Here is a 24,175-nt window from a genome sequence, read left to right as displayed (position 1 = left end):
GGTTCAATCTCAATGCTCCCTACTATTCATCAAACGATAAGGCTAAGGCTTCTAACAAGGCTTCATGATTTTTGGGGGATGGATGTTGTTTCCTGCTTTTAATCGTTAGCTCTACTAAATTTATTTCGGCCTTTAGCAATGCATTTATAATTTTGTAGGCCTGCGGGAAATCATTTAAAAAAGCATATAATTGTCTATAACTTAATGCGCTAATTAAACAATTGTCGAGCGCCACTATACTTTGGGTAGTAGGCAGATTGTTAAAGAATCCATTCGGACAAATGAGTTGATTTGGCATCCAAAACCGTAAAACCTGTCTATTTGGTTTTGATTGCGACAATGCGATCGCGTTTCCTTTTTCTATATAGGATAAATGTTCTGGGATTCTTCCGCGCTGATAAATTACGTCGTTCTTACTGTAGCTTATCGGTTTGCTAAGTTGTGATAAGATAAGGCTTAAGGCGGGTTCATTACTGCAGGTCATCGCATTTAAGTAGGTGTTAAATTTTAAATTTTTCATTGGGGTATACATGGTGTAGGAATAGCTGTTTGAGTTAGTTTGGGTTTAAATTCGATTACCGAAAATTGAATGGGCTTTCTTTGCGCAATAAAATTGCTCAATTTTATTGCTGCATATTCCGAAAAATGGGAATTGAGCTCATCTATGAAGTCGAGCTCATCTCGCTGTAGTTCGAATTTTGTTTTAATCCATTGCTTAAAATCTGTTCTTAAGGCCAATACTTCTATCGCTAATTTCGAATCGGGCAATTCGTACAGCAAACGCTGTAGCGCTAATATGCCTCCTTGGGTAAGTTGGAATTTGTTCATTTTCTCGTTTTTTTTAGAATGAACTAAAACTAGATGGAAAAACAGGCCTTAACCACAGAAATGAGGAAAATTTTAGCGAAGCGGATAAATTCGCAACTGAGACGGTATAGAAAAAATGTTTTTAAAAAAAAGGGTAAAATTACGGTATCTCAATTAGGAATAATTATTCTTCTTTGAATATAAATTTCCAATATGAACTCGCTACTCAAAAAACCGCGCAAGTTAATTGCATTTTTAATATGGACGCTTTGGATACCTGTTATTTTATTTTGTGCTCATTTACTAAATTTAGGACGCAAAGGTTCATCTTTTTCATTCCTAATAATATGTACACTATTACTGTGTATACTTCTTGGCATAAGGTGGGTAGCTAAAAAATTAGAAAATACTAAAAGTGCAAGGCATACTACTATTTATCGCATCCGTAAGCAGTTTTTATATGGTTTCTTAATTCCGCTATGTGTTTTTATTCTTTTATCTGCATTTTTTGATGAGATTATTGATGATGATGCAATTAAACGAGTTTCTTTTGTTAAAGAGCTTTCTTTACTTGGCATGTTTTTCTACGTAGCCAATTCATTTTATTTGGTTATTTACCTCGACCGACAATATTTATCGACAAGGGATAAAAATGTAGAAATAGCATGCTACAGTGAAAAAGTTTTAGTTTATCAGAGGGGTACATATGTTCCAATAAATCTGATGGAGATTGCGCTGATTTATCAGCTTGGTCAGATTAATTGGATAATCACCTTCAACGAAGAAGAACATATTTTAGACCTATCACTTAAAGCAGTTCAAGAAATCTTAGATGAAAAGTATTTTTTTAAAATTAACAGAAGCCAAATTGTACATAAAGATGCTGTTGAAAAATTTAGCGCCGGCAGTTATGGTAAGATAAATCTTACGCTGAAAATCAAAGAAATCACATCAACTGTGAGTAAAGACCGAGCTAAAGATTTTAGAAGATGGTTCTATAAATAATTTACTGTATTAGTATTTTTTGGCATTGGTAATTGAAAATTTCCTTAGCACTTTTTATAAGTTTATCAGCAGCTGATATAGAGTCTGCAAGTTCGTTGAGGCTTATCTTGTAAGTTTGATCGTACCGTGATTTAATGTATGCTTCCTGAATGGAAGTGAGTAATGCGATTTCTTTAGCTTCTTCTGTATCTAAAACGCCAATTATGGCAGGGGCAAAGTGACTTAGGTGCTTCCTCAGTACGATCAGGTCATGGCATTTAACCTGCTTACCTCTTAAAGTTAACAATAGGCTTCTATAGGTAAGTTCGCAGGCCTGCTGCAGCATAAAGGCAGAAATTGTGCTTTCGCTTTCGTTTACAAATTTACAAGCCCCCTTAAAGAAAGTTATTGCTTTTTGAATGTTTTGATTAAACAGTACTTGTGATTTTTCGATCAACTCGTTACGTTTTTCTGGATGGAGGAGAGGTAAACTAAAGTTCGGGTTGCTTTGGTATACGCAGTTTTTGGGTGTGCATAAGCTAGAAAAATAAAGATGTCCTTTTGATAAAAATTCGTAAATAGTACCATATGTATATACGGTACAATTAATGTTCTCGTGCCCGAGCACAGCAAAATCTAATAAGGTATGGATCTCATCAAAAGGTTTATATTTATATTGATCCATAATAATGATTAAATCAGTTCGATTTGCAGAAGCGGTAGTACGAAAAATGTAAGATGATGGAATTACTTCCTTGAGGAAATTAACTACTGGAGTTAGATAAAATTCACTTGGAGCTGTTTGCAGGGTTAAATTATAGGTGTTCAGTTGCATATTGATGTACAAAGAAAATGGTTTGATGAATAAAATTAATCGGCTAACACCGGTTGAACAATCAGAAGGAATAATGCTTCAAGTATTTTTTGCAACTCTTCGAATTGATCAAAAATAAAAAAGTGATCTAATGAAGTAATACTGGTACTCGTACTTAAAGCAGCCTCTAACCATTCTTTTAGCCCAAATCTTAAGTTAACGATGTGATTTAAGGTTAAATTTTCTTTGCAATACTGAAGAGGGTTTTGCTTATAATTTGGAGATAAGGTTTGCGTGGTAAATTGGTTATCCATTCTCGCTAAAAGCCAATGCGCGAAGGTATCATACTGATTGCTATACTTATGGGTGGGCTGGTAGGTAAGACCTGATCTACCTATTAAGTAGCCTGCATGAAGGAGTTGGGTAAATTGATTATGAAGAAATAATAAATCACTTGCATTTTCATAACATTGATGTTCATTAATGGCAGCTTTAAACCATTGTTTAATATCTTCTCTATATTCATTAATCCCAGCAAAACTAAAAAATGATTCTACGAATAAATAGGGGTTAATGAGGTATTCATCTGTGAGTAATAAAGGACAGCTACTAGGAAAATTGAAAGTGTTTGGAGGTGTAGCCGTTAATTGATAACTATTTTTGCTGATGGAACGCTCATGAATAAGCCAACACGCTTCGACCATTTTTTTGAGATTTTTATAGACTGGAAAAATTAGCCTTACATTCTCAGGTTCGGTTTCGGTTAATAGACTCGCATTAGTCCAATTTTGTAAAGTATAAATATAGTAATCTAAGGAATAGTGTTTAAAAATAGATGAGAAAACCAACAGGGGATTGCAAATTTCTCTCTTGCGTAAATAATTTGGATAAAAAATAATTGATTTTTGCTCTGTGCTCATAACGTGTTCTGCGATTTTTACAGATTCTTCTAAGTAAAGTCTGTTTTCTGTCAATTCGCCCTGTAATTCGTTGCAAGCGGCCAACAAGTTTAAAAATTTATCTGAAAAAAAGGTTAATTCAGAAGCTTTCAGGTATTTTTTGTGCTGGTGATTAAGCAACAGCTTTTCCATCCAATACTCTAAGAAAAGTAAATGTTGAGAGAGTGCTCTGCTGTCGAAAAAATCTTGAATTAATTGCAGTAAGATCTCTTCGTTTGTTTTGGTTTCTTTTGCGATTGTTTCCATGATAATTGATGTAATTTGTGATGAATTTAATAACTTGCAATGCCTTCACAAACCTATTGCTTTAACGTAGATATTCTAAATTTAAAAAGACAATCTTATCAACATTTTATAAATGACTGAAAATCAGCGATTAAAAAAGATAATGGATATGCTCCATTTTAAAACCCAAAACGAATTTGCCATTGCACTTAATATTAAGCCAGGTTCATTATCGGATGTATTGCGTGGGAAAGACAACATGGGTGTATCGAATGCCATAAAAGATAGGCTCGAGTTTCTGTATGGGGTAAATAGGGAATGGTTAACAGATGGAATTGGTGAACCTATGCTTAAAAAAGTACAACAGGTTGTTGAAACGAAAGAAGGTGTGCCTTTCTACGATCTTAGTTTAACCGACTCCCGGCTTGAGGATATCATAATTACAGAAGAAGAAGTCGAGTATTTTGTAAATTATAAGCCCTTTAACGATTGCACGGCGTACTTGCCTGTTTTTGGCGACAGCATGTATCCAAAATACGCTTCGGGAGAAATTATTGCCGTAAAGGCCATCACCAATTTAGACGTGCTGCAATGGGGCGAATCGTATGTAATTATGAGTGATACTTCAACAAATGGGATACGAAGTATAAAAAATATTCATGAACACCCAGATTCTACCAAATTAATCCTTCGCTCATCAAACCCAAACTTTAGAGGCGATACAGTGATCGAAAAAAAGAACATCAGTTCGCTATTTATCATTAAAGGAAAAATAACAAGGAACTTGATTTAGTTTTTGGACAACACTCTAAATTGTTTTGATAATAGCAATAATATCCTCACTTCCCAAGCTTGGTTCAGCATCCTGAAAGCTTTGGTAAACGGTATCCGCCAAGGGAGAAGCTATTCCTTCTGCTTTTGCTAATCTTAAATCTTTCGCAATGTGCTTAAGTGCAAAAACAGCTGTATAGTTTTGATTGATCACTGCATCACCTTTAATCTTCATAAAAATATTGCCGAGCGCACTGTTATGAATTAGGCTAATTAAATCCGTTTTCTGAATGCCATTATTTTCGGCAAATACCATGGTTTCTGCTAATCCCTGTGCTTGTACGGCAAGTAAGGTATTAATGGCCAGTTTAGCGGTATTTCCCGCTCCAGTATCGCCAACACGTAAACTCATTTTTCCTAAAATAGAAAGTAGTGCTTCTGTTTTTCGGTAAGTTGCCTCATCGCCCCCCACCATAATTACGAGTTGGCCGTCTTCTGCCTGTTTTACACTGCCAGAAACGGGTGCATCTAGGTAATAATTTCCTTTTTCTCTACATAATCGCGCCATTTCTTTACTAATCGCAGGAGAAACGGTACTCATATTTACAATAATTTTGTCTGTAGCAGCTGAAGTTAACAAGCCATTCGCTCCTTTAAACAAGTCGTCTATAGCCTTATCATCCGATACCATTACAAAAACAATGGTTACCTCATCAATTAATGAGGAAGGAGAAACTGCACGTTTGGCACCCAGTTCAATGAATTCGTCCGTTTTCGTTGTATCTCTATTGTAAACCGCTAAAGGATAGCCAGCATTAAGTAATCGCTTTGCCATGGGATTTCCCATCTTACCAAGGCCTATCCAGCCTAATGCTGATGTATTCATCTCAATTATAAATAAAAATGCCTTTATCGCTCGAAATCGTAACCTGTTTTTGTGTACCAGTTTCTACGCGGCCAATAATTTGTGCATCGATAGCGAAGCTTTTCGCAATGGTGATGATTTCCTGAGCAATGGATTCCGGAACATACAGCTCCATTCGATGGCCCATGTTAAATACTTTGTACATTTCTTCCCATGCAGTTCCCGATTGTTCGTGAATAAGCTCGAATAATGGCGGTACAGGGAATAAATTATCTTTAATTACATGAATATCATTGTTAATGAAGTGCAATACTTTGGTCTGTGCTCCTCCACTACAATGTACTAAACCATGTATGTCTTTTCTATATTGCGTTAATACATGTTTAATTACGGGTGCGTAGGTTCGTGTTGGTGAAAGCACTAATTTCCCTGCAGTTACATGCACTGAACCATCAATTAAAATAAGATCTGTAAGCTTTTTGCCACCCGAGAAGACTAAATCAAGCGGAACTGCTGGGTCGAAACTCTCCGGGTATGCGGCTGCCAATGCTTTTTCAAATACATCGTGCCGAGCAGAGGTTAGTCCATTAGAACCCATTCCGCCGTTATACTCTGCTTCGTAGGTAGCTTTGCCATACGACGCTAAACCCACAATTACATCGCCTGCTTGGATGGTATGATTGCTAATTACATCTTCACGTTTCATTCTACAGGTAACTGTAGAATCTACAATAATGGTTCTCACTAAATCACCCACGTCAGCAGTTTCGCCCCCAGTAGAATAGATGGAAATTCCCATTGCCCTTAAGTTGGCCAAAATTTCTTCAGTTCCGTTTATAATTGCTGCGATTACCTCTCCTGGAATTAGGTTTTTATTGCGACCAATGGTAGAAGACAATAAAATGTTATCGGTTGCACCCACACAAATTAGATCGTCGAGATTCATGATGATGGCGTCTTGTGCAATGCCTTTCCACACGGAGATATCTCCAGTTTCTTTCCAATAGGTGTACGCTAATGACGATTTGGTTCCAGCGCCATCGGCATGCATGATGTTACAATAACTTTCGTCGTTGCCTAAAATATCTGGGATAATTTTACAAAATGCTTGTGGAAATATGCCTTTATCAATATTTTTTATTGCGGCATGCACATCTTCTTTTGAGGCAGAAACGCCACGCTGGTTATACCTGTTATCGCTCATTGATGCAAAGATAGGGTTTTTTAAGGAAGTCTAAAGTCTTGAATTAGTCTTGAGTCTAATTCTTATGAGTGAAATAGACTCGACACGAGAGACTTCCGGCTTTGGACTAAAAAAAAGCGCCCAGATATAAAAATGGACGCTTTTAACCTTAAAAATTAAAAAAAAATTATTTTAAGAACAACAACTCTCTGAATTTTGGCAAAGGCCAAACACTATCATCAACGATTTGCTCTAATTTATCGGTATGGTAACGGATTGTGTCGAAGTAAACTTTAACGTTTTCATCGTATGCAATTGCTTTATCGCGTGTATCTTCAATTGCATTGGTTTTTTTACGTTCTTCTAACATCGCATCGATATTGGTTTTCACAATGCCAATATGTTTCGAAAGCTCGCCAATGATACCTAGTGGTGTGGCAATTGCTTCTTTACTTAATCCAAGTTCTTTTAAGCCCTTTGCATTTTCGATTAACGTATTCTGATAAGCCATAGCAGCTGGTAAAATTTGGCTGTTGGTTACTTCACCCATTACACGTGCTTCGATCTGTAATTTTTTGTAGAAGCTCTCTAATAAGATTTCGTGACGAGCATGCAATTCGCGTTTACTGAAAATATTTGTTTTTGTAAATAGTTCAGTTGTTTTATCGCTTACATAAGCATCCAATGCTTTTGGCGTAGTTTTGATGTTCGATAAACCACGTTTTGCTGCCTCATCTGCCCATTCTTGACTATAGCCATTTCCTTCAAAACGAATATCTTTCGATTCTTTAATGTATTTTTTGATAACCGTTAATAATGCAACGTCTTTTTTATCGCCTTTCTTAATCAATTTATCAACATCTACTTTAAATTTAACCAATTGATCAGCAACGATGGCATTTAAAACTGTCATAGGTGCCGACGAGTTAGCCGACGAGCCCACTGCTCTTAACTCGAATTTATTGCCAGTAAACGCAAATGGAGAAGTACGGTTACGATCGGTATTGTCTAACAAGATTTGTGGAATTTTAGGAATACCTAACCATAACCCATTATCTTCTTTTATTTTTTTGCTGATGCGGGAATGCTCAATTTCCTCTAAAATTTCGTCTAATTGTTGACCTAAGAAAATAGAAATGATTGCTGGTGGCGCCTCATTTGCACCTAAACGGTGATCATTACTTACCGAAGTAATACTTGCTCTTAATAAATCGGCATGCTCATGCACTGCTTTAATTGTATTCACAAAGAAAGCAAGGAACATTAGGTTGTTTTTAGGTGTTTTACCTGGTGCTAATAAGTTTTTGCCAGTATCGGTAATTAACGACCAGTTGTTATGTTTACCTGAGCCGTTGATTCCAGCATAAGGTTTTTCGTGTAATAAGACTTTAAAGTTATGGCGACGCGCAACTTTTTCCATCACATCCATTAACAATTGGTTATGGTCAATCGCTAAGTTGATTTCTTCGTAAATAGGAGCACACTCGAACTGAGAAGGTGCTACTTCATTATGACGCGTTTTTAAGGGAATACCTAATTTTAACGCCTCATTCTCAAAGTCTACCATATAGGCAAATACGCGCTCAGGAATTGAACCGAAATAATGATCTTCTAATTGCTGACCTTTTGCAGAGATATGTCCGAATAAAGTACGCCCTGTTAAGGCTAAATCTGGGCGAGCGTTAAATAAAGCTAAATCTACTAAGAAATATTCTTGCTCAATACCTAACGATGCGTTTACTTTAGTGATGCTTTTATCAAAATACTGACAAACATCAACAGCAGCTTTATCCATGGCAGCTAAAGCTTTTAATAAGGGTGCTTTATAATCTAAAGCTTCACCAGTATAGGCTACAAATACAGTTGGAATACAAAGTGTTTTTCCGGCTGCGCTTTCCATAATGAATGCCGGTGATGAAGGATCCCAAGCCGTGTAACCACGAGCTTCGAAGGTGTTACGAATACCGCCATTTGGGAAACTCGATGCATCCGGTTCTTGCTGAACTAAAGCACTACCCGCAAATTTCTCAATAGCGCCATCGCCGCTAGGTTCGAAAAACGAATCGTGTTTCTCTGCTGTAGAGCCTGTTAAAGGTTGAAACCAATGTGTGTAATGTGTTGCGCCTTTACCCATTGCCCAAGTTTTCATTGCTGAGGCAATTTGGTTGGCATCTTCTTGATTAATTAATTCTCCCTGACCAATGCTAGAGATTAATTTTTCGTAAACTTCTTTAGATAAGTAATCTCTCATCTTCTTCTTATCGAAAACATTCGATCCGTAAAAATCAGAAATCTTAGTTGATGGGGCTTTAACTTCTGGAGAAATTCTTCCTTGAGCCTCTTTTAACGCAATTGTTCTTAGACTTTTCATTAGTTTAATTGATTTATAAGCAAAAATATGATTTTATTTCGATTTTGTGCATTAAAAATCACTAAAATGTTGAAAAAAAGAGAAAAATTTTGGTTTTTGTTGAAAAAACAGACTCTTTTTAGATAAATTAATGATTTTTTGGCGAAAATATTACAAATAATGATTTTAATAAATCCCCATTCCATTTATGGAATTTAGTAAAAACTAACATCATAGTTAAAATTAATCCATACTGATATGTTAAATAGTTCAAATTTATACGGCAATGAGTGGCTCAATGTTGTATTCGGTAACCGCAACAAAAACTATGGTGCGTACGTGCTTCGATTGCAATCGGCTAGCATCTTATTAAAATCGTTGGCTATTGCAGCACCTTTATTTATTTTTCTTTTTATGGGGCCAGCTATCTACAACAAAATTTTTCCCACACCATCACCAGATCGTGAGGTAGTTGTTAGGATGACGATTAAAGACCCTATCTATGAATTAAAAAAACAAGAGCCAAAAAAGCAGGAAGCAAAAAAGGAATTGCCGAAAGCAAAACCCGTAGTTGAAAAACTTAAATCCATAAATTTTAGCTCAACTGTTGTAGTTGTAAATAAAGAGGTAGCCGATCCGCCAACTAGTGAGGAGATCAATAACGCAGTAATTGCAAGCGTAAATCGAGAAGGTGCGGCTAGTGAGGGGAACGTTTTACCCGCTTCAGCCACGATAGGAGGTGGCGGTGGAACAGCTGTTGAAGGCACTGGAAATGAGATTTATAGTGCAGCAGGTATAGATGCCTATCCGGAGTTTCCAGGTGGGATGAATGCGTGGGCAAACTTTATCCGAAAAAATTTAAGGTATCCGAGTGCCGCTCAAGAAAGTGAGATTCAAGGTAAGGTTTATATCAACTTTGTGGTAGAAAAGGATGGATCGATCAGCGATGTGAATGTGGTTCGTGGAATTGGGTATGGCTGCGATGAAGAAGCCATTCGGGTAATTAAAAAATCGCCAAAATGGAAAGCTGGAATGCAAAACAATTTACCCGTTAGGGTACGCTATAGTATGCCTATAGGATATGTGTTGAGTCATTAAACGCGAACATTAATTAGCGTATTGCCCCCATTGCTCATGCCACATCTGAAATTGCAACAGTAACCATATTTTTTTTGCGTTGTTAATGCTGCTGTTTTTGTAAAATGCCGATTTAATTCGTAAAACCTCACTCACATTTAAGAGCTGGTGCTTATTTAATTGATCGGCATTTAAATAGGTTTCGATATACGGTTTGAAACATGTTTTAAGCCATAATGGTAATGGAATGGTATGGCCTTTTTTGGTATAATCCATTAAAATCTCGGGTATATATTTGTGGGTAATCTTACTTAACAGGTACTTGTTATTGCCATTTCTTATAAACCAATTATCATCAAGCTTAGCTAAATAACTTACTAAATCTGCTTTTAAAAAGGCGTCGCGGTTATCGATTCCAAAATGCATCAAACATTTATCACTCTTATATAATAGGCTATTCGGTAAATGATTTTCGAAATCATATTCCATTAAATCTTTGAGATTTTTTTCTCCTTTTTTAATTCGAACTTTATAATAATCGGTTTGATTTAGTAATCTTTCGATTTCTTGATGAGTAAAGCAGGCGTTTATGCTCTGGTATTTGCTTAACAAGTTATCTTCCTGTATTACTTCTTGCATTTTTGCAGGTGCATAGTTAAGGAGTGTATTAAATAGTCCTTTCAAATAGCTTGGAATACGATTGGGCAAGGCCTCTAATTTAAGTGCCTTGGTGTACGAGCGATAACCGCCAAATAATACATCACCACCTTCAGCGCCTAATAAGACCTTTATTTCTTTATGAACGCTTTCTGCTATGAAAAGGAAAGGTAATGCACCACTATCCCCAATAGGTTCCTCAAAAATAGCAGGTAATTTTTCTAAAATCTCGGTAGCGTGTTTTGTGGTAAAATAAAATTCTTTATGGTTGGTTTTTAAATGTTCAGCAATTTTTTTTGCTTTTGGCGCCTCATCGAATTTGGTATTTTCAAAACCAACCGTAAAGGTTTTAATCCGCTTACTTTGGTTTTTCTGCAAAAGAGCGGCTAATGTAGCACTGTCATAGCCGCTGCTCAACAAAACACCAGAAGGCACATCTGCCACGGTTCGTTTAAGGATTGATTCAGTTAACAGTTCTTCTACACGATCAATAACCTGATTTTCATCATCAGATGGCGCTTCAGTAGTATTTTTTGAAGGAACCATAATTGGTGAATCGTAACTGTTACCACTATGCAAATCGATTACGGTGATGGTTCCTATTTTAAACTGGAATATGCCTTGATAGATAGTATCGTTGCCCGCAAAATAACCATATCTAAAATAAGTAGAAATTGCATTTTGATTGATTTTTTTATCAATTATTGGGTAGCTTAATAAGGCTTTGATTTCGGAAGCAAAAGCGTAAAAATCTTTTGTTTTGTAATAAAATAAGGGTTTTGTACCTATTGAATCCCGCGCAATTAACAATTGGTGAAGGTTACGGTCGAGTAAAGCAAAAGAAAAAGAACCATCTAATTGTTCGAACATTCGATGTCCCCATTTTTTATAGCACTCCAATAAAACCTCCGTATCGGTTAAGGTTTTAAAAATAATGCCATATTTAATTAAGGTTTCACGAAGTTCGATGTAGTTATAAATCGTGCCATTTAACGTAACGGTATAATAACCACAACTGGAAGTAAGGGGTTGACCACTTTTTCCGGTAGCATCAATTGTAGAAAGTTGCTGATTAGCTAAGCCAATGGTAAAAGATTGATTTTGCTCGAATATGGTCCCACTTCCAGTACCTCCACGGTGCTTTAAAGTTGCTGAAGCAGCTTTAAGGTGAATTTCGCTAAGGGTATGGGTATTGTCAACAAAGCCTGTTATGCCGCACATGCTCTCCTCGAATAAAAATTTCCCATCAGCTTTTATTTGTTTAATATTTGGTGCTAAAATGTTTTTCAACGTATTTTTAGCGTTACAAAAATACAAATAATTAGGTAACTACAATTAAAAGAGGCAATTGTAGCTTAAAAATGCTTTGATTACAGTTAAAGTCTTAATTTTTTATGGATTTGCTAATCTATAGGTGTACTTATTAGAATTATTCAAATTACGAGTGTCGCTCAACCCAATTTTTTGCATTCACAAATGCTTCCATCCACGGCGATACTTCATCTTTACGTCCTTTTACATAATTTGCCCAATGCCATTGAAACAACGAACGTTCAATGTGAGGCATCATTACTAGGTGACGACCAGTTTCGTCGCATAGCATGGCGGTATTATAATCTGAACCATTCGGACTAGCTGGATAACTTTCGTACCCATATTTGGCCACAATGCTATATTTATCTTCAGTGTAAGGTAGCTTAAAGCGACCTTCTCCATGCGATACCCAAACCCCTAAGGTGCTGCCTGCCAGGGTAGAAAGCATGACCGAGTTATTTTGCTGAATAGTTAATGAAGTAAAAATACTTTCGTGTTTATGACTTTCATTATGCAACATTTTTGGCTTTTCTTGGTGGTTTTTGTTGATTAAACCAAGTTCTACAAAAAGCTGGCAACCGTTACATACGCCTACCGAAAGGGTGTCGGGGCGATTAAAGAAATTTTCTAAAGCTATTCTCGCTTTTTCGTTGTACATGAATGCACCTGCCCAACCTTTTGCCGAACCCAATACATCAGAATTCGAAAAGCCCCCTACAGCTCCAATAAATTTAATGTCTTCTAGGGTTTCCCTGCCCGAAATTAAATCGGTCATGTGCACGTCCTTAACGTCGAAACCTGCTAAATACATCGCATTTGCAAGCTCGCGTTCGGAGTTACTTCCTTTTTCGCGGATAATTGCTGCTTTAGGGCGAGGTTTGTTCGAATCGATTACCGGTCTTTTTCCGTCAAAATTTGATGGAAAACTATAGGTTAAGGGTTGATTTTTATAGTTTTCAAATCGCTCTTTCGCCTTAACTGCGCCACTTTGTTTTTTATCTAATAAGTAAGAGGTTTTAAACCACACATCACGTAAATGATCAATGCCAAAACTAAAATTAGCCGATAAATTTTTTATTTCCAGCGCAGCTGATGTACTTACATCGCCAATTTTAACACATTTGATGTTATTTTTTTCAAATGTTGATTTTATATCAGCCGTTGCTTGAAAAACAATGCCAATATTTTCTGCAAAAAGTAATTTAACACTATCTTCTTCGCCTAAGGGTGATAAATCGATAGTAGCTCCCAGATTGCGATCGGCAAAACACATTTCCAATAATGTGGTGATTAAGCCTCCGCTGCCAATATCGTGTCCGGCTTGAATTTTGTCTTCTTTAATGAGTTGCTGAAGTATATTGAAGGTATTTTTTAATTGTGCTGCATCTTTCACATCTGGGGTTTCGCTCCCAACTCGATTTAAAATTTGTGCAAAAGATGAACCGCCTAAATGATAATTATCATTAGAAAGGTTGATGTAATAAATCGATCCTCCATCTTTTTGCAAGACAGGTTCTACTACTTGGGTAATATCGTTACAGTTCGCCCCGGCAGATATAATAACAGTTCCCGGAGCAATAACATCACCATCTGCATATTTTTGCTTCATCGATAACGAATCTTTACCTGTAGGAATATTTATTCCTAATTCGATGGCAAAATCAGAACAAGCTTTTACTGCTTCATATAAACGTGCATCTTCGCCTTCGTTTTTGCAAGGCCACATCCAATTGGCAGAAAGTGAAACACTTTTTAAGCCATCTTTTAGCGGTGCCCAAACTAGGTTTGATAATGATTCGGCAATTGCAATTCGACTACCTGCACCGGCATCAATTAAGGCCGAAATTGGAGCATGACCAACCGACGTAGCAATTCCTTCTTTTCCATTAAAATCTAAAGCCATTACGCCGCAATTGTTTAATGGTAATTGTAGTGGCCCCACACATTGTTGCTTAGCCACTCTACCACCCACACAACGATCTACTTTATTCGTTAGCCAATCTTTACAGGCAACTGCTTCTAGTTGTAAAACCTGTTCGAGATATTCATTTAGTTTGGCTTGATCATAGGTTATGGATCGGTATTTTCGTTCTACTTTTTTATCATCCATCACCACCTTTGGGGAGCTACCGAACATGTCACTAAGTTCAAGGTCCATTGGTTTTGCACCAGTTTTTTTAGATTGGAAGGTAAAACGATGATCGCCGCTTACTTTGCCAACGGTATACATTGGCGAACGTTCACGGTCTGCAATTTTTTGTAAAGTAGCTGTATGTTCTTCGCTAATCACCAAGCCCATCCGCTCTTGTGATTCGTTTCCTATAATTTCTTTTGCCGAAAGGGTAGGATCACCTACTGGGAGAAGGTCTAAATTGATTTTACCTCCAGTTTCTTCTACTAGCTCCGATAAGCAGTTTAAATGTCCGCCAGCACCATGGTCATGTATAGAAACTATGGGGTTGAAATCACTTTCTACCATGCCACGAACTGCATTTGCTGCTCTTTTTTGCATTTCTGGATTTGAGCGTTGAATGGCATTAAGTTCTATTCCTGATCCATGGGCACCAGTATCAGCTGATGAAACCGCTGCGCCGCCCATACCAATTCTATAATTTTCGCCACCAAGTATTACAATGTTATCACCTTCTTTTGGTTTTTGCTTTTGCGCTTGTGATGCTTTGCCGTAGCCAATGCCACCTGCAAGCATAATCACTTTGTCGTAGCCTAACCTTCGCGGTGTAACACTGAGTTGATCGAATTGCTCATTGTGTTCGAAGGTTAAAACAGAGCCGGTAATTAAGGGCTGACCGAATTTATTTCCAAAATCAGTAGCGCCATTAGACGCTTTAATTAAGATGTCTATTGGTGTTTGATATAACCATTTTCTTTCTTCAACACCATTTTCCCAAGGTCTGTCGTTTTCTAAACGTGATAAAGCCGTCATGTAAACTGCAGTACCTGCAAGCGGTAACGAGCCTTGTCCACCTGCCAGTCTATCCCTGATTTCGCCCCCAGAACCAGTAGCCGCTCCGTTAAATGGCTCTACGGTGGTAGGGAAATTATGCGTTTCAGCTTTTAGCGAAATTACCGATTCGAAATTGCTAGTGGTGTAATAATCGGGCTCATCGGCGCGTTTTGGTGCAAATTGCTGTATTTTTGGGCCTTTAATAAAGGCTACGTTGTCTTTGTAGGCCGAAACAATATCGTTAGGGTTTTCCTCTGAAGTTTTTCTGATGAGTTTGAAAAGTGAGGTAGGTTGTTCGATACCATCAATTACAAACTTGCCATTAAATATTTTATGTCTGCAATGCTCCGAGTTAACTTGCGAGAAACCAAAAACTTCTGAATCAGTTAAAGGCCTCCCTAATTTAGTTGCAAGTTCGTTTAGGTAATTTACTTCATTATCACTTAAAGAAAGCCCTTCTTGTTTATTGTAAGCGGCAATGTCAGTGATTTCGAGTATGGGCTCAGGTTTGATATCTATAGTGTAAATGGCTTGATTTAAACCTTCATATTTTTGAGAAAGCATGGGATCGTAAGCTGAAAAACCCGCTTCAACTTTTTTAAATTCCTCGATTCTAATTATTCCGTCAATGGCCATGTTTTGGGTAATTTCTACCGCATTGGTACTCCAGGGTGTAATCATAGCAGCACGTGGACCAACAAAAAAACCGCTTAACGCAGTCTCAATCTGTAATTTGGCGCCGCCGAATAACCATTCTAACTTTGTGGTATCAGCTTGGGAAAGTGGTTGTTCCGTTTGTAAAACAAAAACGGTAGTTGATTGTACTTCGACAGGCTCAGTATGATAAGAGAAAAAATGAATCATGCTTTTATTTTGAAGATGCAAATTTAGGGTTTTTTAGCGAAGAATTATGGAATTTTGTAGGATAAAATCAGCAAATTTGTATATGCTGAATCGAATCCATCCTATCGCCATGATCTGCTCAAATTACAAAGTCTCGAAACATTTTCATGTGAATAAATTTGGTTTTGAATTAGAGGCGGAGGTTTATTTAACAATTTATATTTTTTGACGATCCAGATGGTTTGCCGTTGGAGATCTATGAATGTTAATTATGGATAAACACATTTTCAAATTTAAGCAGTTTGAGGTAGATCAAACAGGTTGCGCCATGAAGGTAAATACAGATGGAGTGCTATTGGCGGCTTTGGCCGAATGCGAAAATTGCGAAAGCATTCTCGATATTGGTACAGGAACTGGGGTTATTGCGTTAATGTTAGCGCAGCGATTTAGCCAGGCAAACATTCATGCCATCGAAATCGAATCAGCTGCATCAGCAACTGCCAGAAAGAATTTTGAAAAGTCTGTCTTTACTGAAAGATTGTCTGTTGATAACGTATCAATTGAAAACTTTACTACTACTCAGCGATTCGATCTAATCATAAGCAATCCTCCTTATTTTATAAACGATTTACGCAATTCGGAGGTGAAAAAAGGAATTGCGCGCCACGCAAATGATCAATTTTTTACCCAATTATTAGCCAAAGTAGATGAATTCCTAAGTTTAAAGGGATGTTTTTGGTTTATTTTGCCTATTAAGCAAGCTGAACTCCTTATTGCAAATGGGAACCGCAGAGGTTTGTCCGTTTCAAAGCAAATTTTACTCCACTCGGATAAGACAAAGTCCCCGTTTAGATGCTTGGTATGTTTAAACCGTTTCAAAACTGAAGCGGATATTGAGCATTTTTATATTTATGAGGCGGAGAAAGTCTACACCAAGCAATATAAAGAGCTGCTTAAAGATTTCTTTCTGGGATATTAGACTTACGAAGTCTTAAGACTTCGTAAGTCTAATAAGATTCGTAATTTAGGCGGATAAAATATTAATATGAAATCTACTTTAATCTTTATCCTTTCTTTATTTATTTCGGTCGCTGCTCTTGCCCAAGGGGGTAATGATGCAAAAACTAATCTCTCAGGTATCGATTCGCTGCTTCAGCGTGTTTTAAAAGATCAACATGCTGCCGGTTTTGCTGTTGCAGTGGTAAAGGGCGATGAAGTAATTTATAGCAAGGGTTTTGGCTATCGCGATGTAGAAAATAAGAAACCCGTTACGCCAAACACTCTTTTTGCGATTGGTTCGAGCACAAAAGCATTTACTGCATCATTATTGGGCTTACTTGAAAAAAATGGCAAATTAAAATTAGACGATAGGGCTATCAATTATCTTCCATCGCTACATTTTTACAACGACGAGATGAACAATCAAATTACCATCCGCGATTTAATGGCGCATAGAACCGGACTTACCCGGTACGATTACTCTTGGGTATTATTTAACACATCTAATCGAGACAGTATAATTGCAAGAGTTAAATATATGGCGCCGGCTGCTGGTGTTCGCCAGAAATGGTTCTATAATAATTTTATGTATTTAGTTCAAGGAAGGATTGTGGAAAAAATAAGCGGCAAAACGTGGGAGCAGAACATTAAAGAGAAATTTTTTGATCCACTAGAAATGACACGGTCGACTACCGATTTTAAAACGTTTATAAGCGATAGCGATGTCGCTTTGCCTTATGTAACCATTAAAGATAGCGTTATTCATAAAATTGATTATTATAATATCAATGGAATGGGGCCTGCAGGAAGCATTAACAGCAGTGTGAATGATATGGCTAATTGGTTAAAAGTATGGATTAGCGGAGGATATTATAAGAAAAAGGAAATTTTGCCAAGTAGCTATGTGGGTGAGGCGGCAAGTGCGCAAATGGTGATGGCTGGAGGATTGCCCAATCAACACAAAGATGTGTTTTTCGCCAATTACGGATTAGGTTGGATGCTTGAATCTTATCGTGGGCATTATCGCGTAGAGCATGGAGGTAATATTAATGGCTTTTCGGCCAATGTTGCTTTCTTTCCAACAGAGAGGCTTGGAATTGTCGTTTTAACCAATCAGAATGTATCGGCGGTACCGACAATTGTGACCAGCTCGATTGCAGACAGGATGTTTAATTTGAAACCCGTTGACTGGAATGGGGAAGCGGTAGCACGTGCAAAAGCGGCTAGTTTAAACGAAAAACAAGTTGCAAAAAATGCTAAAAAGGAACTCATTTTAAATACTGCTCCATCACATCCCCTAAAAAATTATGTAGGGTCTTTTGAAAATCCTGCTTATGGCGTGATTAAGATTATAGAAGATAAAAATGTAGTTTATGCCATCGCTAGCGATAATAAATTGCTTCTTAAACACCTGCATTATGATGTTTTTGAGCCCCATTCGATAGATAAAGATGGTGTGGCAGATACCAGTTCTAGTAAAATGCTATTTAATTTTGCAAGCAATAATGAAGGAAAGATAAGTGGTTTAACCGTTCAGCTCGATGCCGATAGAGAACCTGTTTTATTTAATTTTAAACCAGAGGTAAAAATATTAAGTGAAAAAGAACTTGGAAATTTTACCGGAGAATATTCTCTAGGTCAGGTTGTAGTTAAGGTTTCGCTAAAAGGAAGTACATTAGTTGTGTTTGTTCCCGGGCAGCCAGAATATGAAACTGAATATGCTAATGATAATACTTTTGTGTTAAAAAATTTAAAAGGGTATAGCGTAAAGTTCGAGGCAGCAGGCGATAAAAAATCACCCTCCTTGTCATTCATTCAACCAAATGGGGTTTTTAAAGCCATTAGGAAAAATTAATGAAGACCATTGGCCTACTTTCAGATACTCATGGTTATTTAGATGATGCTGTTTTTAAACATTTCGATCAATGTGATGAAATTTGGCATGCTGGAGATTTTGGCCCAAATGTGGCATTGCCTTTGGCTGCGTTTAAGCCCTTGCGAGGGGTGTATGGAAACATAGATGATAATGCCATTAGAACCGAATTTCCTGAGCACTTGCGTTTTAACTGTGAGGGCGTTGATGTTTGGATGACCCATATAGGCGGTTATCCTAATCATTACTCACCACAAGTAAAGAAAGAAATTTACACTAAGCCACCGATGTTATTTATTAGCGGGCATTCTCATATTTTAAAAGTTATTTACGACGAAAAAATTAAATGTTTGCATATAAACCCCGGTGCTGCGGGAAAAAGCGGGTGGCATAAAGTAAGAACTTTGATTCGTTTTTGCATTTCAGAAGAAAAAATACATACCTTAGCAGTCATAGAGTTAGGAAATAGATAACGTATAATATACACTAAGTAGGTATGTCAGGTATAAAAACACTAGGTCAATTTATCATCGAGAAGCAAGCCGATTTTTCTTACGCAAAGGGAGAACTTTCTAGATTATTGAGAGATATTGGTATTGCAGCAAAAATTGTAAATCGCGAGGTTAATAAGGCTGGTTTAGCAGATATTTTAGGGGATGCTGGAACCACTAATATTCAAGGCGAAGGGCAAAAAAAATTAGATGTATTTGCTAATGAGCAATTTATATCTGCCTTAACTAGTGGGGGAGAGTGTTGTATTGTGGCTACTGAAGAAGAGGATGAGTTTGTGCCGATCGATTCGCCCGTATCGAAAAACGCTAAATATATAGTTTGCATTGATCCTTTGGACGGTTCTTCTAACATAGACGTAAATGTTGCTGTGGGCACAATTTTTTCTATTTATCGCCGAAAATCGATCGAAGGAATGGCCACGCTTCGCGATGTTTTACAAAAAGGAACTGAACAAGTAGCTGCCGGTTATGTAATTTATGGCTCATCAACCATGTTGGTTTATACTACTGGTAAGGGCGTAAATGGGTTTACTTTAGATCCTTCTATTGGCGAATTTTGTTTGTCTCATCCTGATATGAGAATACCAGATGATGGCACCATTTATTCTATCAACGAGGGGAATTATGTACATTTTCCGGCCGGAGTAAAGAAATACATTAAATATGCCCAAGTAGAAGATTTCGCAACAAATAGGCCCTATACCTCAAGATACATTGGTTCGATGGTAGCAGATATTCACCGTAACTTAATTAAAGGTGGTATTTATCTGTATCCAACAACTGCTGCTTCTCCAAACGGGAAATTGAGATTATTATATGAGTGTAATCCAATGGCGCTAATTATTGAACAAGCGGGAGGTATTGCGTCTGATGGTTTAAATCGGATCTTAGATATTGAGCCTACTGAATTACATCAGCGCACGTCTATTATGATCGGATCGCCCAAAATGGTAAGGATGGCCGAAGCTTTAATGGCCGAGCACTCGCCAGTTAAGGCGTTAGGGCAATCGGTTGAGATTGGATTCTAGTTTTGAGCAAAGACGAATTAACAGGATATTAACTCCTTTCTGCTTCAAAAAAAGCATCAACTGCTAATTCTGCTCTATTTTGCGAAGCAGCGACTGCTAAGCGATCGCATCTTTCGTTTTCTGGGTGATCGTTATGCCCTTTGATCCAAATAAATTTTACTTGATGTAATTTGTGTTGTTCTAGGTATTGTAGCCAGAGGTCTTTATTCTTTTTGTCTTTGAAGGCTTTTTTAACCCAGCCAAAAACCCAGCCTTTTTCTACAGAATCTACTACATATTTCGAATCCGAATAAATTGTAACTTGTTGTCCAGGTTTTTTGATCGCCTTTAATCCTTCAATTACCGCTAACAACTCCATGCGGTTATTAGTAGTTAACCTAAAACCACCACTTAACTCCTTATAATGCTCGCCAGATCGTAAAATCACTCCATAACCACCTGGGCCAGGGTTACCACTTGCTGCACCATCTGTATAAATCTGTATCATAAAAATGCAAAGCTAATTTAATTCCCTTGTATTTTAACTGCTTAAGGCATATTACAGATACAATTTTCAAAAATATTTGAATTGAATATTTTAAATCGTACTTTTGTAGCACTAAAAAATACGGTGGTTGTAGCTCAGTTGGTTAGAGTATTGGTTTGTGGTGCCGAGGGTCGTGGGTTCGAGCCCCATCAGCCACCCCAAGTTTTTAAAAGGTCAAGATTTTAACAATCTTGGCCTTTTTTTATGGTTTTAACTAGCTTTTGAGGGTGTTGGATAAATAAAGGCACAATTTGCTTAGAAGCTTATTTTTTTCGAAAACCTTTATAATGAGGTTGTTGCCGCAGTTTTTGTGTTCGAGCCCCATTGCCCCCCTTATGGTGCTTCTCGAACACTTTCCATTTTGTAGCGCAGCTTCTATTTCTGTTTTTACGGAAAGCGCAGATAAGTCATACATTAAGTCTAGAACTTTCTCTGCATTTTCTAAATCTATTTCTTGGCCATATTTTGCAAAATTTTGCATAACCATTTCTGGAGTTACTGATCTTTTCATGATTATATTTTTCGATTTACCGTTAAATTACAATAAATATAATTACGGTAAGTTCCTTTTTTCATCATGATTAAAATCCAATGGACATAGTCTCCTGAATATCCGAAAATATATGTATTATTAATTTCGCTGTGTTGAAGGAAACGTTCTCCCAATTAGATTAAAGTTCCCCTTTTTTGCTTTTGTTTCCAAAATGCATTTGACTGGTATTAGGACTGACTGCGAGGTATATGCCGACTGAGTTCGGAAAAATAAGATTCAAAAAAGAGCATTTGGTAAGGTTCAGCTATGTCTGCTATAATAAAATCGAGGATCTGTTCATTCAGATATGTCGCCCAAGCTGAAAACTCCTCCTCCTTTGCTGTTCTGGCGATGAGTTTTCGGCAGATCTTCCTGCAGTGCGCAGATAGGTCATTCCATGTTTCTGCTCCCATTTCATAGTTGGCGATATCAAGATCAAAGTCTTTGACCACCTGGTCCCATAACTTCATCCTTTCATTGATCAGTGCAGGACGGTTGAGCTTATATATTTTAATACTTGCATCACTTCGTTCGAAATCTGATGATGTTGGCTCGATCTCTCCAACTAGATTAAAACCAAAATAGTCCTTGGGATCATCTTGCTCGGGGTTGATCAATATCGCCTTTTCAGAAATAAGCGGCTCTTGATGAGCAAAACAGTTGGTCCGGTCCAGGCAAAAATGTTGGTCCACCGGGGTCTGTGCCACCGCTCTGGTACCGCGGATAGGAAATCGATTTCCTTTCGATCTGTTACATATTGGGCATGATAGTAGTAGGTTCGACCATTCAAGACCGAGCCAAAAATATCCATTGTTATCCATTTGTCCTGTATCAATCTTGGTGATCTTGGCCTTTGGACGAAAATGCTCTACCTGAAGCTTTGCAGCATGTTCGATCTTTGATTCGCAGTAGTAGCATTTTCCGCTCTCCTTTTCAGAAATTGTGGATTTGTGAATGGATATAGCCCTTAGCCTGTCTAGTACAGCCTTGTCACGATAATATATGTTCGTGTAAGTATCTCCATCTGTAGTTCTGACGGCTAGTTCGATTTGCTTTATCGCTCCCAGTGAAAACAGTACCGCTGGTGGTGACTTGAAATCCTTTAGGTTGATTTTAATCATAACTGTTCATCTCTTCTAAGCGAACGCTCTCTAATCTTCTTGGCAAGAATTTTGTAAAAGATCATTTCACTGTATTCGTCCTCTGAAACCAGACGCTCTTCGGTATTTCTGTCATTACTTGATATCTCAGTGAAATCAAAAATAGGGGAACTAAGTATGGTATTGGGCAAGAGGTTTTTTATATCAATGTTCAGCATTTCCGCGTTAATTTCATTCTGCTCGTTTCTGCGCACATTAATGAAAACCGAATCCTTGGGCGCTCCCAGTAACGGGATGGGACTGTGGGTGGTAACAATAAACTGGATATTAGGAAAGGTTTCAGAGAGCTGAATTACGATTTCCTTTTGCATCTTGGGATGAAGGTGGAGGTCTATTTCATCAATCAGGACGATGCCATTGTGTTCGGCAGGGTCCCAGGTCTCCTTCTGTTGTACTTTGAAGCGCCTCATTAAATCGATAATTATTGCACAATAATTTCTAAGTCCTGAAGGGAGGTTTTTAAAATCGATGATTCGTCCACCCCGGTGATCTTCAGCAGATCGAAACAGAAATTCTCCGTTGTCAGATGCTGTAACATTGAAAAGGTTCAATAAGATTTCCTGGAGATTGTCGACAAAACTATCCACTTCCATTTGATGATACTTCGGCCTTGCCAATAATGGCATTTCCATGGTCATGTCCTGTAAGATATCAATCGAGTTGAAAAGACCGTAGGTTGCTCCTCTTGGTTTCTGCAGTTCCTTAAGGTTGAAAATGCTATTGTCCGCTGTGCCCTGGGTAAAAAGGCGTACCGGACCGTATGCTGCAAAACCTTTTGGTAGCCACTTTTCCCGCTTTTCAAAGCATTCTCCCGTTGTGGTAAATAATGTTGTTCCCTTGGGAGAATCAATTCCCACAGTGATCTTGAAGGGATTACTTGGATCCACCATTGCCTGACCATTATCATGGTTTCTGCAGAGTCCCGTGGCAATAGCTTTGAGCAGCGATGTTTTCCCAGCGCCGTTCTCGCCGGTAATGAATATCCATTTGCATTCCGAGGGGATGTTTGAGATTGTAAGCTTAGCGATATGTAGAAAATTTTCGACCTGAATGTTTCGAAGGTAACCCGTAGCTTTTTCTTTCGCAAACAGCTTATGCTGGTATTTTAAAATGTTCTCAAGTTCAATGCTGAAATTTCCAGGGGACAATGGTTCTATCCCTTCGGTAAACTCATATACCAATGGGGAATTCGCCCGGCCCATGCTAACAGCGGTATCGATTAATTTCTTGTCGTTTTCGATGAAGCTCCTCAGCGATTCTAGATACTGGTCGTTTGGGAAATCATAGGATTTGGTAAAGGCGGCATCGTAGGTTCTTGAAATTACCTTTAATTCTTCAAGCAATCTGTCTTCAAAGTAATCTACACGTTGATAGATGTCCTTCTGACTAAGTTCAAGATAGGTGTATCCCTCGATGTTGATGGTAAAGCTGATGCGGGGAATTTTGGTCACCCAGTCCCTGCCCGTCCAAAACGATACCGTCAGGTAGTGCTCTCCACCGAGAAACCAGTAGCCCTTGTCGAGGCGGCCTTTGCGGTTAATCTTGCGCAGGGTGAAGAGAAATTCTTCATCCTTTCGGTGAATGTTGTATAACAGGTCGAATACCTGCTGATGGAGTTCTTGAATGGAATTTGGCATAGAGAGATTTCTTGAACGAAGTTAAGAGCTTTGCCGTGGAATCCAAAATGGTTATTGCTCAAGCTCGAAGCTTGTGGGCAAGACTTTAATTGCG

General features: G+C 37.9%; 20 protein-coding genes and 1 tRNA gene. 8 read left to right on the top strand and 13 right to left on the bottom strand.

Translation table 11 applies throughout. The features are described 5' to 3' along the window. Positions 1–22: 22 nt before the first annotated feature. Both WG904_RS12290 and WG904_RS12285 read right to left on the bottom strand, forming a co-directional pair. On the bottom strand, positions 23–520 hold the full coding sequence (locus tag WG904_RS12290; protein ID WP_339579619.1) for a Crp/Fnr family transcriptional regulator: 498 nt from the start codon (positions 518–520) through the stop codon (positions 23–25). Further along, the gene (locus WG904_RS12285) at positions 517–828 is read right to left on the bottom strand and encodes a hypothetical protein (protein WP_339579618.1); all 312 of its coding nucleotides are present in this window, start codon (positions 826–828) and stop codon (positions 517–519) included. The genes WG904_RS12290 and WG904_RS12285 overlap by 4 nt, the downstream gene beginning before the upstream one ends. A 192-nt stretch (positions 829–1,020) precedes the next feature. On the opposite strand from WG904_RS12285, the gene WG904_RS12280 reads away from it, so the two are divergent. Further along, a complete protein-coding gene (locus tag WG904_RS12280; protein WP_339579617.1) occupies positions 1,021–1,812 on the top strand; it encodes a LytR/AlgR family response regulator transcription factor in 792 nt (263 codons plus the stop codon). Between the two features lies 1 nt (position 1,813). Here the strand turns inward: WG904_RS12280 and WG904_RS12275 are convergent, their stop codons facing one another. Both WG904_RS12275 and WG904_RS12270 read right to left on the bottom strand, forming a co-directional pair. After that, a complete protein-coding gene (locus WG904_RS12275) occupies positions 1,814–2,626 on the bottom strand; it encodes a HEPN domain-containing protein (protein WP_339579616.1) in 813 nt (270 codons plus the stop codon). A 35-nt stretch (positions 2,627–2,661) separates the two neighbouring features. After that, positions 2,662–3,810, bottom strand: coding sequence for a hypothetical protein (locus WG904_RS12270; protein ID WP_339579615.1), 1,149 nt, complete (start codon positions 3,808–3,810; stop codon positions 2,662–2,664). A 112-nt stretch (positions 3,811–3,922) separates the two neighbouring features. On the opposite strand from WG904_RS12270, the gene WG904_RS12265 reads away from it, so the two are divergent. Beyond that, complete coding sequence (locus WG904_RS12265) at positions 3,923–4,582, top strand: LexA family transcriptional regulator (protein ID WP_339579614.1); 660 nt, start codon at positions 3,923–3,925, stop codon at positions 4,580–4,582. A 15-nt stretch (positions 4,583–4,597) separates the two neighbouring features. On the opposite strand, the gene WG904_RS12260 is transcribed toward WG904_RS12265, so the two are convergent. From WG904_RS12260 to WG904_RS12250, 3 genes are all read right to left on the bottom strand, one after another. After that, positions 4,598–5,446 (bottom strand): NAD(P)-dependent oxidoreductase, encoded by an 849-nt coding sequence (locus tag WG904_RS12260; protein ID WP_339579613.1) that lies wholly within the window; start codon positions 5,444–5,446, stop codon positions 4,598–4,600. 1 nt (position 5,447) lies between these two features. Further along, the gene (locus WG904_RS12255) at positions 5,448–6,629 is read right to left on the bottom strand and encodes an AIR synthase related protein (protein ID WP_339579612.1); all 1,182 of its coding nucleotides are present in this window, start codon (positions 6,627–6,629) and stop codon (positions 5,448–5,450) included. 166 nt (positions 6,630–6,795) lie between these two features. Continuing rightward, positions 6,796–8,979: a glutamine synthetase III family protein gene (locus WG904_RS12250; RefSeq protein ID WP_339579611.1), complete on the bottom strand. Its 2,184-nt coding sequence runs from the start codon at positions 8,977–8,979 to the stop codon at positions 6,796–6,798. Positions 8,980–9,216: 237 nt separating this feature from the next. On the opposite strand from WG904_RS12250, the gene WG904_RS12245 reads away from it, so the two are divergent. Continuing rightward, positions 9,217–10,056 (top strand): energy transducer TonB, encoded by an 840-nt coding sequence (locus WG904_RS12245; RefSeq protein WP_339579610.1) that lies wholly within the window; start codon positions 9,217–9,219, stop codon positions 10,054–10,056. 9 nt (positions 10,057–10,065) lie between these two features. On the opposite strand, the gene asnB is transcribed toward WG904_RS12245, so the two are convergent. After that, positions 10,066–11,982: an asparagine synthase (glutamine-hydrolyzing) gene (gene asnB / locus WG904_RS12240; protein WP_339579609.1), complete on the bottom strand. Its 1,917-nt coding sequence runs from the start codon at positions 11,980–11,982 to the stop codon at positions 10,066–10,068. Positions 11,983–12,130: 148 nt separating this feature from the next. Next, on the bottom strand, positions 12,131–15,835 hold the full coding sequence (purL, locus tag WG904_RS12235; protein WP_339579608.1) for a phosphoribosylformylglycinamidine synthase: 3,705 nt from the start codon (positions 15,833–15,835) through the stop codon (positions 12,131–12,133). A gap of 250 nt (positions 15,836–16,085) precedes the next feature. Here purL and WG904_RS12230 point away from each other — a divergent pair, with 250 nt between their 5' ends. From WG904_RS12230 to fbp, 4 genes are all read left to right on the top strand, one after another. Next, complete coding sequence (locus WG904_RS12230; protein ID WP_339579607.1) at positions 16,086–16,793, top strand: tRNA1(Val) (adenine(37)-N6)-methyltransferase; 708 nt, start codon at positions 16,086–16,088, stop codon at positions 16,791–16,793. A gap of 66 nt (positions 16,794–16,859) precedes the next feature. Continuing rightward, positions 16,860–18,668, top strand: coding sequence for a serine hydrolase (locus WG904_RS12225; protein ID WP_339579606.1), 1,809 nt, complete (start codon positions 16,860–16,862; stop codon positions 18,666–18,668). Next, entirely contained in the window at positions 18,668–19,159 is a 492-nt protein-coding gene (locus WG904_RS12220; protein WP_339579605.1) for a metallophosphoesterase family protein, read from the top strand. Before WG904_RS12225 ends, WG904_RS12220 begins: the two co-directional genes overlap by 1 nt. Before the next feature lie 23 nt (positions 19,160–19,182). Next, positions 19,183–20,226 carry a class 1 fructose-bisphosphatase gene (gene fbp / locus WG904_RS12215; RefSeq protein WP_339579604.1) on the top strand — a complete coding sequence of 348 codons (1,044 nt, stop codon included), beginning with the start codon at positions 19,183–19,185 and terminating at the stop codon, positions 20,224–20,226. Positions 20,227–20,254: 28 nt separating this feature from the next. On the opposite strand, the gene rnhA is transcribed toward fbp, so the two are convergent. Further along, positions 20,255–20,713, bottom strand: coding sequence for a ribonuclease HI (gene rnhA / locus WG904_RS12210; RefSeq protein WP_339579603.1), 459 nt, complete (start codon positions 20,711–20,713; stop codon positions 20,255–20,257). 123 nt (positions 20,714–20,836) lie between these two features. Here rnhA and WG904_RS12205 point away from each other — a divergent pair. Next, a tRNA-His gene (locus tag WG904_RS12205) sits at positions 20,837–20,913 on the top strand. A gap of 53 nt (positions 20,914–20,966) precedes the next feature. On the opposite strand, the gene WG904_RS12200 is transcribed toward WG904_RS12205, so the two are convergent. The 3 genes from WG904_RS12200 to WG904_RS12190 form a co-directional block, all read right to left on the bottom strand. Continuing rightward, positions 20,967–21,263 carry a hypothetical protein gene (locus tag WG904_RS12200; protein ID WP_339579602.1) on the bottom strand — a complete coding sequence of 99 codons (297 nt, stop codon included), beginning with the start codon at positions 21,261–21,263 and terminating at the stop codon, positions 20,967–20,969. Positions 21,264–21,472: 209 nt separating this feature from the next. Then, positions 21,473–22,405: an HNH endonuclease family protein gene (locus WG904_RS12195; RefSeq protein WP_339579601.1), complete on the bottom strand. Its 933-nt coding sequence runs from the start codon at positions 22,403–22,405 to the stop codon at positions 21,473–21,475. Then, positions 22,402–24,081 (bottom strand): AAA family ATPase, encoded by a 1,680-nt coding sequence (locus WG904_RS12190; RefSeq protein WP_339579600.1) that lies wholly within the window; start codon positions 24,079–24,081, stop codon positions 22,402–22,404. Before WG904_RS12190 ends, WG904_RS12195 begins: the two co-directional genes overlap by 4 nt. Positions 24,082–24,175: the final 94 nt, after the last annotated feature.

Origin of the sequence: Pedobacter anseongensis (assembly GCF_037482965.1) — a bacterium.
In the GTDB taxonomy this organism is placed as follows: Bacteria; Bacteroidota; Bacteroidia; order Sphingobacteriales; family Sphingobacteriaceae; genus Pedobacter; species Pedobacter anseongensis.
This window is presented reverse-complemented; position numbering and strand designations above follow the sequence as displayed.

Excerpts from the sequence above, each read along its gene's own strand:
- WG904_RS12220 (WP_339579605.1), top strand. The coding sequence starts at position 18,668 with ATGAAGACCATTGGCCTACTTTCAGATACTCATGGTTATTTAGATGAT.
- WG904_RS12265 (WP_339579614.1), top strand. The coding sequence starts at position 3,923 with ATGACTGAAAATCAGCGATTAAAAAAGATAATGGATATGCTCCATTTT.
- WG904_RS12255 (WP_339579612.1), bottom strand. The coding sequence starts at position 6,629 with ATGAGCGATAACAGGTATAACCAGCGTGGCGTTTCTGCCTCAAAAGAA.
- WG904_RS12200 (WP_339579602.1), bottom strand. The coding sequence starts at position 21,263 with ATGAAAAGATCAGTAACTCCAGAAATGGTTATGCAAAATTTTGCAAAA.
- fbp (WP_339579604.1), top strand. The coding sequence starts at position 19,183 with ATGTCAGGTATAAAAACACTAGGTCAATTTATCATCGAGAAGCAAGCC.
- WG904_RS12275 (WP_339579616.1), bottom strand. The coding sequence starts at position 2,626 with ATGCAACTGAACACCTATAATTTAACCCTGCAAACAGCTCCAAGTGAA.
- WG904_RS12270 (WP_339579615.1), bottom strand. The coding sequence starts at position 3,810 with ATGGAAACAATCGCAAAAGAAACCAAAACAAACGAAGAGATCTTACTG.
- WG904_RS12225 (WP_339579606.1), top strand. The coding sequence starts at position 16,860 with ATGAAATCTACTTTAATCTTTATCCTTTCTTTATTTATTTCGGTCGCT.
- WG904_RS12250 (WP_339579611.1), bottom strand. The coding sequence starts at position 8,979 with ATGAAAAGTCTAAGAACAATTGCGTTAAAAGAGGCTCAAGGAAGAATT.
- WG904_RS12280 (WP_339579617.1), top strand. The coding sequence starts at position 1,021 with ATGAACTCGCTACTCAAAAAACCGCGCAAGTTAATTGCATTTTTAATA.
- WG904_RS12190 (WP_339579600.1), bottom strand. The coding sequence starts at position 24,081 with ATGCCAAATTCCATTCAAGAACTCCATCAGCAGGTATTCGACCTGTTA.
- rnhA (WP_339579603.1), bottom strand. The coding sequence starts at position 20,713 with ATGATACAGATTTATACAGATGGTGCAGCAAGTGGTAACCCTGGCCCA.
- WG904_RS12260 (WP_339579613.1), bottom strand. The coding sequence starts at position 5,446 with ATGAATACATCAGCATTAGGCTGGATAGGCCTTGGTAAGATGGGAAAT.
- WG904_RS12245 (WP_339579610.1), top strand. The coding sequence starts at position 9,217 with ATGTTAAATAGTTCAAATTTATACGGCAATGAGTGGCTCAATGTTGTA.
- WG904_RS12285 (WP_339579618.1), bottom strand. The coding sequence starts at position 828 with ATGAACAAATTCCAACTTACCCAAGGAGGCATATTAGCGCTACAGCGT.
- WG904_RS12195 (WP_339579601.1), bottom strand. The coding sequence starts at position 22,405 with ATGATTAAAATCAACCTAAAGGATTTCAAGTCACCACCAGCGGTACTG.
- WG904_RS12290 (WP_339579619.1), bottom strand. The coding sequence starts at position 520 with ATGAAAAATTTAAAATTTAACACCTACTTAAATGCGATGACCTGCAGT.
- purL (WP_339579608.1), bottom strand. The coding sequence starts at position 15,835 with ATGATTCATTTTTTCTCTTATCATACTGAGCCTGTCGAAGTACAATCA.
- WG904_RS12230 (WP_339579607.1), top strand. The coding sequence starts at position 16,086 with ATGGATAAACACATTTTCAAATTTAAGCAGTTTGAGGTAGATCAAACA.